Origin of the sequence: Knoellia aerolata DSM 18566, assembly GCF_000768695.1 — a bacterium.
Taxonomy (GTDB): Bacteria; Actinomycetota; Actinomycetes; order Actinomycetales; family Dermatophilaceae; genus Knoellia; species Knoellia aerolata.
On the sequence record NZ_AVPL01000067.1, the window covers coordinates 1 to 16,168 of the forward strand.

General features: G+C 67.4%; 12 protein-coding genes and 1 pseudogene. 10 read left to right on the top strand and 3 right to left on the bottom strand.

What is annotated here, in order from left to right; all coding sequences use genetic code 11:
• Nucleotides 1–678: response regulator (locus N801_RS16525; protein ID WP_052113229.1), on the top strand; the 678-nt coding region annotated here is incomplete at its 5' end.
• A complete protein-coding gene (locus N801_RS16530) occupies nt 675–1,805 on the top strand; it encodes a HAMP domain-containing sensor histidine kinase (RefSeq protein ID WP_245618492.1) in 1,131 nt (376 codons plus the stop codon). The genes N801_RS16525 and N801_RS16530, both read left to right, overlap by 4 nt.
• 304 nt (nt 1,806–2,109) lie before the next feature.
• Here N801_RS16530 and N801_RS16535 read toward each other — a convergent pair whose 3' ends face one another.
• The gene (locus tag N801_RS16535) at nt 2,110–3,288 is read right to left on the bottom strand and encodes a YibE/F family protein (RefSeq protein WP_035940208.1); all 1,179 of its coding nucleotides are present in this window, start codon (nt 3,286–3,288) and stop codon (nt 2,110–2,112) included.
• Between the two features lie 338 nt (nt 3,289–3,626).
• On the opposite strand from N801_RS16535, the gene N801_RS16540 reads away from it, so the two are divergent.
• Nucleotides 3,627–4,730, top strand: a complete 1,104-nt coding sequence (locus N801_RS16540; protein ID WP_035940211.1) for a tyrosine-type recombinase/integrase — start codon at nt 3,627–3,629, stop codon at nt 4,728–4,730.
• A 191-nt stretch (nt 4,731–4,921) separates the two neighbouring features.
• Nucleotides 4,922–5,309: pseudogene (locus tag N801_RS21625) on the top strand (hypothetical protein); the annotation flags it as partial.
• Between the two features lie 415 nt (nt 5,310–5,724).
• Here N801_RS21625 and N801_RS16545 read toward each other — a convergent pair.
• Together N801_RS16545 and N801_RS16550 are read right to left on the bottom strand one after the other, a co-directional pair.
• On the bottom strand, nt 5,725–5,874 hold the full coding sequence (locus tag N801_RS16545; protein ID WP_156996844.1) for a hypothetical protein: 150 nt from the start codon (nt 5,872–5,874) through the stop codon (nt 5,725–5,727).
• Between the two features lie 510 nt (nt 5,875–6,384).
• The gene (locus N801_RS16550; RefSeq protein WP_035940216.1) at nt 6,385–7,536 is read right to left on the bottom strand and encodes a glycosyltransferase family 4 protein; all 1,152 of its coding nucleotides are present in this window, start codon (nt 7,534–7,536) and stop codon (nt 6,385–6,387) included.
• 35 nt (nt 7,537–7,571) lie between these two features.
• Here N801_RS16550 and N801_RS16555 point away from each other — a divergent pair, with 35 nt between their 5' ends.
• From N801_RS16555 to N801_RS16575, 6 genes are all read left to right on the top strand, one after another.
• Nucleotides 7,572–8,660 carry a lysylphosphatidylglycerol synthase transmembrane domain-containing protein gene (locus N801_RS16555; protein ID WP_084109150.1) on the top strand — a complete coding sequence of 363 codons (1,089 nt, stop codon included), beginning with the start codon at nt 7,572–7,574 and terminating at the stop codon, nt 8,658–8,660.
• A 1,091-nt stretch (nt 8,661–9,751) separates the two neighbouring features.
• Complete coding sequence (locus tag N801_RS16560) at nt 9,752–10,792, top strand: prolipoprotein diacylglyceryl transferase (protein ID WP_084109152.1); 1,041 nt, start codon at nt 9,752–9,754, stop codon at nt 10,790–10,792.
• A gap of 94 nt (nt 10,793–10,886) precedes the next feature.
• Nucleotides 10,887–11,216 (top strand): ATP-binding protein, encoded by a 330-nt coding sequence (locus N801_RS20395; protein WP_281175710.1) that lies wholly within the window; start codon nt 10,887–10,889, stop codon nt 11,214–11,216.
• 856 nt (nt 11,217–12,072) lie between these two features.
• Entirely contained in the window at nt 12,073–13,158 is a 1,086-nt protein-coding gene (locus N801_RS16565; protein ID WP_084109154.1) for a DUF418 domain-containing protein, read from the top strand.
• Between the two features lie 122 nt (nt 13,159–13,280).
• Nucleotides 13,281–14,810 (top strand): gamma-glutamyltransferase, encoded by a 1,530-nt coding sequence (locus tag N801_RS16570; RefSeq protein WP_500683869.1) that lies wholly within the window; start codon nt 13,281–13,283, stop codon nt 14,808–14,810.
• Between the two features lie 549 nt (nt 14,811–15,359).
• Nucleotides 15,360–16,168, top strand: an 809-nt coding sequence (locus tag N801_RS16575) for a hypothetical protein (RefSeq protein WP_439330545.1), incomplete at its 3' end; no start/stop codon positions are given.

Sequence of the window (16,168 nt, forward strand, 5' to 3'; positions counted from 1 at the left end):
GTCGTCGAGGATGACCTGCCCATGGCCACGCTCATCGGCAGCTACCTCGAGCGCGAGGGCTACGAGGTCCGCCTCAGCCATGACGGCGTGGCCGCCGTGCAGGCGGCTCGCGCCGTCGACCCCGACGTCGTCGTGCTCGACCTCGGCCTTCCGGGCCAGGACGGCATCGAGGTGTGCCGTCAGCTGCGCACCTTCTCCGACGCCTACGTGGTGATGCTGACCGCGAGGGCCGACGAGCTCGACACCCTGATCGGGTTGTCGGTCGGCGCGGACGACTACATGACCAAACCCTTCAGCCCGCGCGAGCTCGTGGCACGACTTCGAGCCATGCGGCGTCGGCCCCGCCCGATGGACGGCGCAGACGACCGCCCGACCTTGCGCAGGTTCGGCAGCCTGGCCATCGATCCCACCGGACGCGACGTCTGGCTCGACGACGAAGCGGTGTCCTTGACACGGACCGAGTTCGACGTGCTGGCCGTCCTGTCGGCGCGACCACAGATGGCGTTCAGCCGACGCCAGCTCATCGACCAGGTGTGGGGCCAGACGTGGGTCGGTGACGAACACCTGGTTGACGTCCACATCGGCCATCTGCGGCGCAAGCTCGGCGACGACGCCGGAGCCGCCCGCTTCATCCGGACGGTGCGCGGCATCGGCTACCGGATGGGGACGGGCGAGTGACCCGGACTCGGCGGCAGGCATGGGGGTCGGGGCGTGCCGGCCTGGCGCCGCGCCTGCTCATCGCTCAGACGCTCGTGCTGGTCGCGGGTGCTGTCACCACCTGGCTGGTTGCCTCTGTCGTCGGCCCGAGCATCTTCCACGACCACCTGCGCCAGGCCGGCGTCGGTCACTCCCCCAGCGAGGCCGGCCATGTGGAGGAGGCGTTCGGGTCGGCCCTGCTCATCGCGCTGGGCGTGGCTTTGACGGCGTCCGTGGTGCTCGCTCTTGGGGTCACGGCGTTCTTCACGCGGCGCGTGCAGCGCTCGACCGCTGCCGTCGCTCACTCCGCCTCCAAGATCGCGAGCGGGCACTACCGGTCACAGGTGCCCAGCCCCGGCCTGGGGTCCGAGTTCGACCAGCTCGCCACCACCATCAACGATCTCGCCCAGCGCCTCGGCGACGTCGAAACCACCCGCCGACGCCTCCTGGCCGACCTCGCGCACGAGATGCGGACACCGTTGGGCAGCATCGAAGCCCACCTGGAGGCGATCGAGGACGGTGTTCGCGGCCTTGACGACCAGACTCTCGAGGTGTTGCACGGCAACACGGCCCGCCTCCAGCGCCTCGCCGAGGACATCGGCGCCGTCGCCCGAGCGGAGGAAGGGGGGCTCGACCTCCGACCGGTGCCCACGGAGACGAGCACATTGGTGGAGTCGGCCACGGCGGCTGCCCACGACACGTACGACGCGAAACGAGTGACCCTCGAACCGGACATCCGGCCTGTGGGCTCCGTGATGGCCGACCCGGACCGCATGGCGCAGGTGCTGGCCAACCTGCTCGACAACGCGCTGCAGCACACACCCCCCGGCGGTCACGTCCGGGTCTCCGTGAGCAAGCCCGACCCCGGCTGGGTCGAGATCACCGTGACGGACAACGGCGAAGGGATCGAGGCACATCATCTGGTCCACGTCTTCGAGCGGTTCTACCGCGCCGACCCGGCCCGCAGCCGCGTGCGCGGCGGCAGCGGCATCGGCCTGACCATCAGCAAGGCACTCGTCGAGGCACACGGCGGAGGACTGTCCGCATCAAGCCCCGGACCCGGGAGCGGAGCCGAGTTCACCATCCGGCTTCCCCTTCACCGGGCCTGACCTCGCTCGCACGACGTCGCCGTGGCCTCAACAGGTGTGGGTGGGGCTCCACATCGAGATGCCTTGGTGCATGCCGGGGTTGTGGGTCTGGTCGAAGCCCATGGACTGGACGCATTCTCGAACATGCTGGCCGTACGTGGCGGCGTCCGAAGGTGCTGCCGATGCTGAGGTGGATGCCAGGACGGCCCCGAGGGCAGCGGCTGCTGTGGCGGAAGCAAGTCTCAGTGTGTAGCGCGTCATGTGACGTTCCTTCGTGTCGATGGACGATCGTGGCGTGTGCCACCGCGTGTCCGGAGGACCTGGCTCAGCCCTCGCCGGTCGCGCCGGAGGGCACGAGCTCCTGCACACGCTTCTGCGTCAGTGCTGCGAGGAGGGTCGTGATCGGCACCGCCGCCACCAGCCCGAGCGTGGCGACCGCGCTGCGAGCGATCTCCTGCGCGATCACCTGGTCGGTCAGGGCACCACCGAGGGAGTTGTCGCTCGACACGATGAGGATGAGCAGTGGCAGGGACGACCCGGCATACGCCAGGACGATGGTGTTGACCACGGAGGCGATGTGCGAACGCCCAACCCGGCTGGCGGCGCGGTAGAGATCCCTGAATCCGTAGGCCGGGTTGGCGTGAGCCAGCTCGGTCACCGTGGCGGCCTGGGTGACCGTGACGTCGTCCAGCACACCAAGGGAGCCGATGACGATGCCCGCCAGGAGGAGTCCCTCCATGTTGATCTCGAGCGACAGTCCCACGGACGTGGAGAGGTCGTCGGTCATCCCCGTGAGGTGGAGCGCGGAGACGGTGACCGCCGAGAGCACACCCGTCAGGGTCAGGCTGATGAGGGTCCCCAGCACGGCCACGGTCGTCGACAACGTGAAGCCGTGCGTGAGGTAGAGAACCGTCAGCATGATCGCTGCCGAGCCGACGATGGCCACGAGCAGCGGGGACTCGCCACCGACGATGGCCGGAACGACGAAGTACACGAGCAGCGCGAACGTCACGCCCAGGCCGGCCAGTGCGGACAGGCCACGCCACCGGCCGAAGGCGACCAGCGCCAGCGTGAAGGCGATCCCGAGGAGGACGAGGGGGCGGGCCCGCTGATGGTCGACGACGGCATACTCGCCGCCCTCGGGGGTGTCGAACCGGAGGACCACGACGTCCTCGCCCTCGGTGATCGGGGGCGCTCCCGGGCCGGTGGGCAGGGGCGTCTCGACGACCTCACCGTCGGAGCCCTCACCCAGGCGCACCCGGAGCGTGCCGCACCGCTCGCCGACAGGCTGGCCCTCTGGGCACGCAGTCGTCTCGGCCGAGAGCACTCGGCCGTTGAACTGTTCCCCCCCGGACTCCTGAGCCGTCCTGGCCACGCCCTCGGACGGCCACAACCACACCATCGCGGCGAGAGTCGCGATGGCGATGGGCACGATCACCGCAACGGCAAGCCAGCGCATCGGCGCCGAGTCGTCCGCTCCGTGACGCGCGTGGTGTCCGCCCATGGGGCATCGCTCCTTGCAGGGGTGAGTGAGTGCCGGCCAGTCGGCCCGAGGCGTCGGACTCGATGGTATCGGCCGAACGGCCGGTCGTCGCCGACACGGCTGGCGCACGAAACAGCCCCCGACCGGCAGGTCGGGGGCTGTCTTCGTGGTGGGCGATACTGGGATCGAACCAGATTTTCGCGTTTTTATGGAATCAGGTTTTGAGCGGCATAAACCACTCCTGACCTGCGCCTTCACCAACCATTGACGCTGGTCACTGGTGGACCTAATCCGACACGAATAGACTCTCATCCGACACGTATCCGACACGAAACGCGAATCTGGAGGGTGACTGGCGCATGGGCAAAAGATCGTTCGGGCAGATCCAGCGTCTACCGAGCAAGCGTTACCGCGCGCGCTACACCGGACCTGACGCGACGCTTCACAACGCCCCGCACACCTTCGACACCCGTGGCGACGCCGAGGCATGGCTCGTGGGCGAACGTCGTCGAATCAGTGAGGACCGCTGGACTCCCCCGAGCAGGCTGAGCGACCAGCCGCGGGCGCTGACCCTCGGTGAGTATGCACCGCGCTGGCTTGCGCGTCGAGACCTCAAGCCGCGCACTCACATCCACTACGAAGCGTTGCTCGAGCGGCAGATACTGCCAACGTTCGACGTCGTCCCGTTGAAGGCGATCACGAGTGAGTCCGTGCGGGAGTGGTACTCAAACCTAGACCGCTCCAAGCCGACCCTGCGAGCCCACGCTTACGGGCTGTTGCGCACGATCTTGGGCACAGCTGTGGTCGACGAGAAGATCCCCGTGAACCCGTGCCACATCCGAGCTGCAAGCACTACGAAGCGTGTTCGGAAGGTCAAGCCCGCAACGCTCGCCGAGCTGGAGATGATCGCCGCGGCGCTTCCCATGAAGTACCGTCCGATGCTCATGCTGTCGACCTGGTGTGCTTTGCGCTTTGGAGAGGTCACTGAGCTCCGTCGCAAGGACGTCGACCTCAAGAACGGCGTCATCCATGTACGACGAGGGGTCGTGCGCGCCGATGGGCTCATAGTTGTCGGCACCCCCAAGTCAGAAGCGGGCACACGCGACGTGGCGATCCCGCCGCACCTACTGCCGCTGCTCAAAGTGCACGTCGACTCGATGCCCGTGCGTGGCAGGGAGGCACTGCTTTTCCCAGCCACCGATGGTGCCTCGCACATTGCACCCTCGACCCTCTACCGCGTGTTCTACCCCGCACGGGTCGCGGCTGGACGTAGCGACCTGCGCTGGCACGATTTAAGGCACACCGGCGCCGTCTTGGCGGCACAAACGGGGGCCACGCTGGCTGAGCTCATGGGCAGACTGGGACATTCCACGCCCCAGGCTGCGCTCCGCTACCAGCACGCCGCACAGGGCCGCGACGCTCAGATAGCAGCCGCGCTTTCCAAGATCGCAGAAGCAAAGTGAGGGCTGCGACGGTCAGACCATCCTCGGCCGGTCGCGTCTTGCATCCTCGTGACACGTTGGGGCCCTGGAAGCAGCGTGGCTCATCCTGGTTGCGTAGTCGGTGGCTGAACCTGTAGGCCGCCGCAACCAACGCGTAGGCCAGCAGAAAACCGCGGTGGCGGACATCCTCGGCCTATGGCCGCACGGCGTAGTCCAACGTCGCCATCGAGCCCAGCGACCTCACCCTCGTGCGGGGCCACCTGCGCATGGGGGCCGATGCGATCCGGCTGACCCGCCGCACGCTGGCGATCATCGAGAGCAACCTGTTCTGGGCGTTCGCCTACAACGTCGCAGCGCTACCCCCTCGCCGCGGTTGGCACGCTCAACCCCCTGCTCGCAGGCGCCACCATCCCGTTCTCCCCGGTCTTCGTCGTGACCATCATCCTGCGGATGCGGCGCCTCAAGGCCCTTCATCGGCGAGGCCAGGGCGATAGACGGACGAACCACCATGAACCAAGGGTCAGCGATGAAGCTCCAGACACGAGTCCCCCACTCGGGCTGGCCGGGGATGCCGTCGTCGCGCAGCACCTTCTCGCTTAGGCGACCCCGCCACACACCAAGGTGCGCCCGCCGGCTGCGGGTGGCTTGCGGCAGCCTCGGCAGCACTTCTGGTTTCATCGGTCAGGGAGTTTCACCGCCACCGGACCCCGGTCCATCCGACGTCCCGCGACGTGGTGACGGCGCGCTCGTGACCGAAGGGGCACACCGGATGACGCGCAATCCCGAGTACATCGGCATGGCAGGTTCGCTCGCCGGTCATGCCGTGGCACGTAGCCGGCTGATCGCCGTCGTACCGGTCGCGGGGTTCGTCGCGTGATCGATCGATTGCAGATTCCGGCCGAGGAGGCGCCTTGCGGGCTCAGTTCTTCGACAATTACGACGCGTATGTCCGCGCGGTCCCCCGTGGCTGGGCGTGAGCTCCCTTCGCGTCGGTCGAAGCCCAGTGCAGTAGGGCTCAGTCGAGCCAGATCCAGGTGTGGGTGTCGGCCGTCAGGAGGTCTGCCCGGGATTTCGGACGGATTTCGAGCATGACCTGCAGAACCATCGCGGTGCCGATCGTCCAGCGCCGACGTGTCCGTCCCCGCTTGCCGGAGTGCGCGGACACGATCCCCGCCTGGGAGCACAGCCGTCGCACTCGTCGCTCGGACACGGCGTGGCCAGCGTCGGTGAGCTCGTCGGCGACAAAACCGGTGCCCGAACCCCGGGTCGTCGGGTGTGCACCTCGAGCGCGGCATGGGTGGCGCACGGGTCGACCAGGTCGCGCTGGCCGATCGGGTGTAGCTTTCCGGCGTAGAAGACCTGCCCGGAGAAGCCCAGCAGCCCCGTAGGTCACCGCGACAGGGACACCGTCAGCAGCAAGGTCCGGGACCGGCGGCAACGTCATATTGGGACCTGACCCAACCTCCGATTCGCTTGGGAGAGCTACGACCCCACGGACCTGACCACGCGCCGGGGACGGCACGACCGAGAACCACCCTGAAACACCCCGTCGGCGAATCCGGGCCGTCAACTGGTGCTCTCACCAGCGTCACCCCGCGAGCCCAATCAAGCCCGCCTCCGGCGAACTTATTAGGGACGAGGCTGAGGAGATGACGTCGCCGATAACACGTCAGATTCAAGATGTCGACGATCGGGCCGTTCGCGCCACCGCGCGGACGTACTCGTGTCTCACGGCCCGCAGGACTTGATCCCAGTCCTGCTCCGGCGGAACGGTCTCGTTGTGGGAACGCAGACGCCGCAACAAGTCCCGGTCATGAACGAGTTCCACGAGGCCGGCGGCCATGCCTTCGTCACCATCTCGCACCAATCCTGTGATGCCGTCGGTAACGAAGTCCTCGCTGCCGCTTCCCCGCAGCGCAACCACAGGCAGTCCGACCGTCCGCCCTTCCAGTGCCGCTATCCCAAACGACTCGTACCGCGAGGACGCGAGATACACGTCCGCCGCACCGTAGTGCTCCATCAACTGCTTCCGATCGATCCGCCCTGGGAGCGATACCCAGCCCGTCCAACCACGCCAGCGCACGACCAAGCGGACGAGGCCGAGCAACGGTCCGCCGCCGCAAATTTCGAGCGTTATCAGCTCCGAGCTGAGGAGCCGAGCCCGCCGCACGATGCCGATCACGGACAACGGCCGCTTGCGTGGTGTGAAGCGCATCGCAAGGACCACCCTCAGCGGCTCAGCCGCGTGCGCCGTATGCGACCCCAGACCGGGCTCGTCAGCACGCCACTTCCCGGGGTCGATCCCGTTGTGGAGCACCCCAACCTCTGCACCGGGTGCCATCCGGCGAACCTGCTCCGCAGCCCTCTCCGAGACGCCATGCAACGCCGCACCCGCGTCCGCCCACCGCCGGGCATAACCGAGCCTGCGGACAAACGGCTCCCACCGACCGAGGACGCAGTGCCATGTCGCGGCGAGTGGGATCCCGAGGTCGAGTGCGATGTCCCCGGCATCCACGGCGAATGGACTGATGACTCCAACGTGCGCATGGGCGACGTCGAACCCGCCCTGCGCCAGACGGGCTCGCAGCAGGTCACGCGCGCCCGGGTTGACCGGCAGCCCGAAGGGTACTCGGGCCCCCAGTCGATGGACGGTGACCCCGTCGATTACCTCAGACGCGCCGTTGCGCTGCCTATCAACGCCGTTGGTTGCGGTGAATACTTCGACCTCGTGTCCGGCCGCGACCAGCTGGACGCTCAGGTCGCGCACCTGCGACTCGATCCCGCCGACGCGCGGCGGGTAACAGTCCGAAATCATGGCCACCTTCACGTCGTACAGGGTCGCATGCGGAAGGATGGCTCCTGATGACCGACCCAACTGCACGCCAGATGATCCTGCCTAGACCGACCGTCGCGTCAGTCCTGCGTCTCCTTCTCAGCCTTGCAATCGCTCTCGCACTCCTCGGCTGGGTCCTGCCGCGCGTGACCGAAACGACGTGGGGTGACATGGTTGGCGTGCTGCGAACCGTGCCCGCCACGGCGCTGGCGGCTTGTTTCGTGTTCACGATGGCGTTCCTGATCTCCTACGCCATCACGATGCGTGCTTCATTGCCAGGCTTGACCATCCCCAAGGCGCTCACCGTGAACACCGCCGGATCCGCTGTCTCCAAGTTGTTGCCTGGTGGTGGCGCGGTCGGCTTGGCGGCGACATTCTTCATCTGCCGGTCCTGGGGTTTCTCCGCGGGCGCTGTCGCGACCTCCGCCATCGTCACCGGGGTCTGGAACACCCTGTCCCGGGTCGCCCTGCCGATCCTCGCCATCGGGTTCCTCGCGCTCGCTCGCCCCGAGCTGCCCGCGGTCCTGCGTCAGGCTGCGTGGGGTGCCGGGGTCTCGGGAGCGCTCATCCTCGCCCTCTTCCTCGGCATCATCGTGTCCGCCCATGTCGCGGACTCCGTGGGCAGAGCCGTCGACCGACTCGGTGGCTGGGTCTTCCCGCGCGCTCACCGCGCCGGCCGGGCGCAGGCTGCCATGAGCGACGCCCGCGCCCAGATCATCGAGCGGGTCCGCGAGGCATGGCACTGGCTCACTCTCGGCATGGTCGGTTTCTTTGCCGCTCAGCTGGCCATCTTCCTCATCGCCCTGCACGTGACCGGCATCCAACTCGCATTCACTCCTTCGTTCGCGGCCTTCGCCATCGGGCGGCTGCTCGCAGGTGTGGGGATCACGCCGGGTGGCATCGGTATCACAGAGATGGGTACCGCCGCGGCGCTCGTCGCTCTGGGAGCCGACCCAGCCCTCTCGGCCGCAGCGGTCGTACTGGTGTCGATCTTCACGAACCTCATCGAACTCCCCCTCGGCGTGCTGGCCTGGGGCCTGTGGAGTCTGGACCCGCAAAAACAGACCTTTCAGGCGGAACGCGCCACACACGCCGAGCCGACCGGCCGCCCGGTCTGACCGGGGCCAGCGAGGCCAGCAGGTCATGGCGTCGGCAAGAGACTCTCGCGCTCAAACTGCGAGGGACGGTGCAGGGCCGAGACCGTGTCAACGTCGGCTGAAAATGAACCCCCTGGCGTCCTTGAGTTCTACGACTCAACGCAGCACCCCGGCTTGGACGAAGGGGTGGACATGGGACGACCAGGACGTAAGCGCGCCGCCTTGCTCGCGAGGATGAGTACTGGAAGTTGATCGGCGACGGGGTTGGCGCAGGGTCGCGGGGCTGGTCGCGAGCGTCTCGGCGGGATACGCCAAGGCCGCTGCAACTAATCTTCGCCAAATCTTCAGAACCAAGCCGTCAAACCGACACCCTGCGTCTCTAGTTTCGGGGTACCCCGCCCCCGTACGGGCGGGCACCCCCGATATCAGGAGTTGACGAACACGGCGCAAGCAATCCTGCGCCCCGGCCGAGGCTCGCCGACCGCTTCCCGATGACCTAGCTCCCTGCGACGAGCTGGCGAGTAACCCCGCACCGGCATGCGCCGGAAGGCGTTCAACTACCTCCGCCTTAACACACACCACACGGCCCAAGGAGCACCATGGCCAAGAACCGCAAACAAGGACACCCGCGCAATGGCCCGGCTTCGACGGATCCACAGAACCCAACAGATCAGTCAACCATCCGCCCCAGTCCCGGCACAGGTGGGGCCTTTTGGAAGGCATCGACCCCGCCGGGGCCGGGCTTACCCACACCCGCGGGAAGGCACGTCCCACCGCCCGACCCAACTCCCCTGACCCGCCGGAGCCTCGCGTCGGATTTGGCGAGCACCGCCGGCAGAACCCGCGGCACTTCCGTTGAACAGAGGGGCGCCAGCCGCACGACTGGCCACCCTCCGGAGTCACTTTCCGGGCTGCGCGCGAAGACGCCCAAGGGGGCACGCCCGCTCGCCGGATCCAGCCCCTCATCCCCAGACCAGCGCACGTCCGCTACGCCCACGAGGGCCCTATCCGGCATCAAGGACGGCTCGAACAAGCGGCGGCCCCTTTTGGCGCGCAGCGGCCAGTCATCCGGCACGGTAGTGACGTCCCTGTCCTGCGGCCCAATCGGCGACATGCAGCCACAGTCGCTGGGAGTCACCTACTGGTTCGACACGGAGCCGAGCGGTGATCCGTACACCGTCGACGTTTATCTTGAAGGTCGGCGCCAAGGAACCGACCGCAAGAGGCCGGCCGACTTCACTACCCTGACAAAGGTCGCCCCAGTTGTTCCGGGTACCGGACCAATCAGCGTGACCACACGGATCACCGACGCTGAGGAAGGCACTTGGGACGTCCAAGCCTGGCCGGTGACCCTCGTCTCGGACGAACCGACGCAACAGTGGGCGGTCCACGAAGATCCCCTTCTACCCGTCAGCTCTGTCTCCGGAAGGACCCTTTACGCTCCGGTCACCCTGGTGCTCGCCCCCGGAGTCGTGATGGGCGCGTGGCCTGCCCTAGTGTCCCTAGGCGCCCTACTCGGCGTGGGGGTGCAGGCGTTCCTTGCCGGCCGTCTGGGTCTTCCCGTAGGGCGCGTCGCACTCCTGACGCTCATTGCCTGTCTTCTCGGACTGGTCGGCGCCAAGACGTACTACCTGTCCACCCACCCCCACGAGCGAAAGCGCATTCTCACGGTCGGCATGTCCGTCCAGGGCTTCGTCATCACCGTCGGCCTGACGCTCCTCCTCGGCAGCAGGGCCCTGAGCATCCCGACAGGTCCCTTGCTCGACGTCACCGGCCCGGCCCTGCTGCTCGGCATGGCCGTTGGGCGCCTCGGCTGCCTGTTGGGCGGCTGTTGCGTCGGCCGGCCCACCCGTTCCCGGTGGGGTGTCTGGTCCTCCAACCGCCGGATTGGGGTCCGACGGATTCCCGTCCAGCTCCTGGAGTCCGCCACGGCACTCCTTATCTGTGTCGCGGCAGTCAGCACGGTCCTGACCATCGGCGTGTCCGGGGGCGGCCTAGTGTTCCTCGCATCGTTAGCGACGTACACGACCGGCCGCCAACTGCTCTTCCCCCTACGCGAGCTCCCCCGTACTACGACCTACGGCCGGCAGGTCATGCTCGTGACCTCGCTCGTAGTGGCGTTCGCGGCCGCCGGGGTGCTGCTCGTGCGCTGACAGCCAAGCCGTCTCACGGCCCGCTACCTCCGCCGACTTTATACCCGGTAGGGGTATTCTAGCGCGATCATGGTGCCTGGGTCGCTACCTGCTGATGATCATCGACAAGGTCGGGTACATCCTCCTCGAACCCAAAGCAGCCAACCTGTTCCCCCAGCTCGCGTCCTCCCGCCACGAGCGGGCCGCGCTGATCGTCACCTCCAACAAACCCTTCAGCCCCTTGGGGCGAAGTTTTCGACGACGTCGTGGCCGCCGCGATGATCGCCCTATTAGTCCACCAGGCCGAGTCATCGCTCTAAAACGACTCATACCGGCTGAGCGACCGCGACCTCGGACGCGTCCCCACCACTCACAGCGACCCGGCCTAACCATGACCACACCCAGAAGAGCGATCCGCCATCCTTCAATCAGAGGTTCACTTTGAGCCGACGTTGCAGTGGTCTTCGCGAAGACCACTGCTGCCCGTCGTGTGCGGCATGTCTTCGGCCGGTGCCACCCGGGCTCGCCTACAATCGCCTCATGGTTTCGGGGAAGGATCTGGGTAGGCGCTTGCTGCGTCTGCTTGTCATCCTCGTTTGCGCCACTGGAGCAGTGTGGGGTTTCGCCGCGGGTGCCCACGCGACAACTCATTCGCTCGGAGGCGCAGCAACCGCGAACCACCACCACTCGCCTAGTAGCCACGCGCCGCATGGACTCGATGAGGGCAGTCGGGCCCGTACGGCACCTCGCAAGTTCCAAGCGGTCCGCGAGCAACTGCCCCCTCGTGGTGCTGCCTGGGTCGACCTACGGTCGATGGTCAGCCAGCTTCGTCCCTCGTCTAGCGATGCCGAGCTGTGGACAGCACGCGCGGTCTACGCCGGTGCCCCCGAACGGCTATGCGTCCATAGAACGTAGATGGGCCCTGCCCCTTCGTCCGCGGAAGCCGTGGACGTCCAGGCCTCTTCGGCTTCGGGGGCCCAAAGCACGTCCTGTCGCCCCGGCGGCGGCCCTCGCGCGGGGCACAAACCGACGTGCTCTCCCGGTTGTGGTCACGCCGAGGTGCGGTGCTTTGGGCCCGGCCCGACCGGGAGTGCGGTAGGTGCCACGACCGCGCCACCACCTGCTGCAGCACCGGCAACCCTGCTGCAGCACCGGCAACCAGAGAGCACTGACGCCGTTCATCAGGCCTTGGTTCGAGACCCTTCGCCGTCAACCATTGCGACGCGCGCCGTCGCCGCGCCGCCGAGCACGAACCGCGCGGACGCCACCCCGCACCCCCCTATTCTTTTGGAGCACAGACCATGACCGAGGCCCGCGCGTCAGCGACTCCTCGCCTACCCAACACTCACAGCGCTGGGCGACTTGCCGCTGTTGACGCTGCCAGGGGTGTGGCTCTCATCGGCATGATGATGATCAACCTTGGCACGGTGCGTTCCGACGGCTGGTTCAACAAGGTGTGGACGCTGCCATTTGGCCGGGCCTCCATCCTCTTCGTCGTCCTTGCAGGCGTCGGCATGTCGCTGTTTCAAGCCTCCCGACAGCACCACTCCGGCCGGTGGCCGGTGCTGCTGTGGAGGGCCCTGATCTTCCTTCTTGGTGGCCTCGCCCTCCAGGTCCTCACCCCCGCGGTGAGCGTCATCCTGCCCACCTACGGGGTGCTGTTCCTCGGTGCGCTGCTGTGGAGACGCCTCTCGGACCGTGCCCTGGCCGCCGTCACGCTCCTCATGCTCCTCGTGGGCCCGGTCATCGTGCTGGCCGACCAGATCCCTGGCGAGCACAAGACCCGTATGCCGACGCTGGGTGAGACACCAAGCACGATCCTGCACTCGCTCTTCCTGTCCGGCGCGTACCCCCTGCTTGTCTGGGTGGTGCCGTTCCTGGCGGGGATGTGGCTCGGGCGCCAAAACCTCCGTGACCGAACCTTGCAGCGGCGCATGGTGATCCTCGGCGCTGCCGCCGCGGTAGTCGCGTTCGTTACGGGCCAGATGTCGGCGATGATCCTCGGCGCTCGAGCGGACTCCGGATGGGGGCGACTGCTGACCGGTGCGGCCCACGGCCAGATGCCCCTGTGGTTGGTCAGCAGCATCGGCAGCGCCACATTCATCATCGGTGGTGCTTTGTACTTCTGGCCCAAGATTTCACGGTGGGCGCTGCCGCTGGCGCACGTCGGCCAGCTCGCCTTTACGCTCTACGTCATCCACTTCTTCGTCATCGCCGCGATGGGCGGTCGGATCGAGTCGCGGGTTGTGGGCGTCCCGGTGACAATCGGGCTGGTCCTCAGCTTCACCGCCTTTGCCACCCTGTGGGTGCGTCGCTGGGGTGTCGGCCCGCTGGAACGGATACTGCGCGCCGCCTGGCTCGCCAACATCGCGAAAGGACGCGCATGAACCCCAACAACACGTCAGTCCCTCACGCTCGGCCGAGCCGACGTCAGGCAATCACTGGGCTCTTCGCCACAGGTTTGCTCGTCGGCGGGTGCACGAACGGAACAGATGAACCGTCTTCCACGATGGCGGCCTCCTCACGTGACCAACGGTCCCCACGTCCCCCGGCGTTGGGAGCGCATGGGGCCAACACCGGTCACCCCCTGGCCACCGAGGCGGCCATGGCTGTCCTGGGCCGCGGCGGCAACGCCGTCGATGCCGCCATCGCTGCAGCCTTCGCCGACGCCGTCATGCAGCCCGCGTCCTCGGGCATCGGCGGGGGCGGGGTCAGCATCGTCGCCCGCGGGAAGCAGCAGGCCAACCACGACTACCGCGAGGTCGTCGCCCAGTCGGGCAAGGTGCCAGAGAGTGGCGTGGGGACACCCGGGTTCGTCGCGGGTATGGCCGACCTCCACGAGCGCTACGGGACACAGAAGTGGGCCGACCTCCTCGAACCGGCGATCGCCATCGCCGAGAACGGAGGTCCGGTCTCGGCCTACCTCGCGGAGACGCTCGCTACCGTCCGCGGCCGCCGAGTGGTCCGCGACCTCAGGCACTTCCACCGCAGCGACGGCAGCATTCTGCGTCGCGGTGACACCTTGGTGCAGAAGGACCTCGCCGCGACGATGCGAGTGCTGGCAACCGAGGGCGCCAACGCCGTCTACGACGGTTCCCTGACGCGGCAATTCACTGAGGTGCCGGGGCTCGACGCTGCATCACTCAAGGCATACAAGATCCAACACTCCACGCCCGCCAATGGCCGCCTCGGCGACTTCACGTTCCTCTCGGGGGCGCCCGCCCTTCCGGGGGGCGCGATCATCCAGATGGCGCAGATCGCCGAAGCCCTGGGTATCGGCGACGTGGACCCGGACTCACCACAATTCATCGACATGCAGTCACGCGGATGGCAGGTGGCCGAACGCTCGGTGCACCGCTGGTTCGGCGACCCGGACTTCGTCGACGTTCCCCTCGCCGACATCACAGATCGTTCTCGCAATGAGGCGCTCGCCAAGACCCTCAAGCGCGAGCCCCGCGCCAGAACCGGCCCGGACAACTCCGGCGACCCCAACACCACCCACATCTCCGTCGTCGACGACGACGGCATGGCGGTCTCCATGACCAATACCATCACGAGCTACTGGGGCTCGGAGACCTACACCGGCGGGTTCTTCCTCAACGACCAGCTCGGACGCTTCAACCTCATCGGCAACGGGGCGGCGAACCGCCCGCAACCGGGACGCCGGTCGGTCACGTGGAGCTCCCCGTCCATGGTCCTCGGAAGCGACGGACGCCCGGCCCTGGTGATCGGCGCCCCCGGCGGCAGCCAGATCCCCAACACCACCGCCTCCGTGGTGCTGAGGTGGGCGTTGCTCGGCCAGCCACTGGCGGCCGCGGTTCCGGCACCCCGGTTCAAGCTCGACAACGGCCTGATGCGTCTGGAGTCCGATGAGCACGTGCCGGCTCTGCAGAAGCTCGGCTACCGCACCCGCGTTATGCCCAGGTCGTACCGCGCGTCGTGGGGTTCGGTCCAAGCACTCGCCGTTGACTGGCAGGCGCGCTCGGTGGCCGGCGTCGCTGATACCAGGCGGTCTGCCGGTGTAGCAATTTCCGCATAGCGCGGACGGTAATAATCTCGTCCTCGAGGACCTTGGCGCTGACGCTGCGAGGTCATGGACCGTATTAAGACGGGTATACGCTGTTGGAACCTTCAAGTCCCGTGGATCGTCTCCAGGAGCCTGCTGTACCCGGACTCGTGCGCTACCCCTAGCCCCGCTCAGCCACTACCTCGACGCATGAGGGCCTCTCCCCCGGTTCGCGGATCTGCACCACGGAGGGCTTGCCATTGTTGGCGCGCCCCTGGTCGACGGAAGGTCCCGTGCATCCCAAAGTTGTCCCCAGTGATGGCCCTCCGTGATGACGGTGGGCCATTGCCACTGACGAAACCTACAAGTACTTCTGGGAGTGGGGGTCAGTCTTTTGACCTCGAGCACGCCACAACCGGCGGGGCCGGTCGCCTTTTGCGGCAGCTGATGGTCCAGCTGGAATCCGCACCCTCGGAGCCCTGGACGGCCCGAGCCGGTCCCGAACTGATGCACGCTTTCTGCAGGCAACTCGTCGGCGCGGGATGTTCCCTTGGAAGGTGACACGTGTTACTAATGGTGACCATGTGGCGAACCCCTGCGTCCGGACGGGCCACCGTGCGCCGATCTGCCGGCCTCGCCGTGGCTTTGCTGGGCTCCGTGGCGCTGGTCAGTCCCTCGTCGACGGCGCTCCAGGCCGAACCCGACCCCGGTCGGCAGAAGCAGCGAGTCGACGCCCAGGCCGAGCAACTGCGTGAGGCCTTGCACGACACCAATGCCGACCTCGCCGAGGCCTACCTCGCCCTGCGCTCCACCCAGTCGCAGCTGCCCGGTGCCCAGGCCGCGCTGACCCAGGCCCGGGCTGCCGCCGGTCGCGCCGAGACCGCCAACGCCATCGCCGCCCAGGAGCTCGAGGTCGCCCAGGCCAACGAGACCAAGGCGCAGGAGGATCTCACTGCGACGAGCTCCGAGATCGTCGAGAGCCGGGGCCAGGTCGCGCAGTTCGCCGCCCAGATCTACCAGGAGCAGGGCTTCGGCGAGTTCGACATGGCCATGACGTCGACGTCGCCGCAGCAGTTCGCCGACCGGATCGCGCTCATAGGCACGGTCATGGACCTTCAGAGCCAGTCGATGGTCGCTCTCGCGACCGCCAGGGCGAACCAGACCGCGCAGGAGGACCGACTCTCCGCGCTGCGCGCCGACTCCGAGAAGGCCAAGCGCAAGGCCGAGTCCACGCTGGCCGCCGCCACGAAGGCCCGCGACAGGGCGACCGCCGCCAAGGCCACCCTCGACGCCCTGGCCGCCCAGCAGGCCGCCCAGGCCAGCACGGTGAAGGCGCGGTCCGTCGCCGAGGCGGCCAGCCTCAACCAGATGGAGGCCGAGTCCGCCCGCCT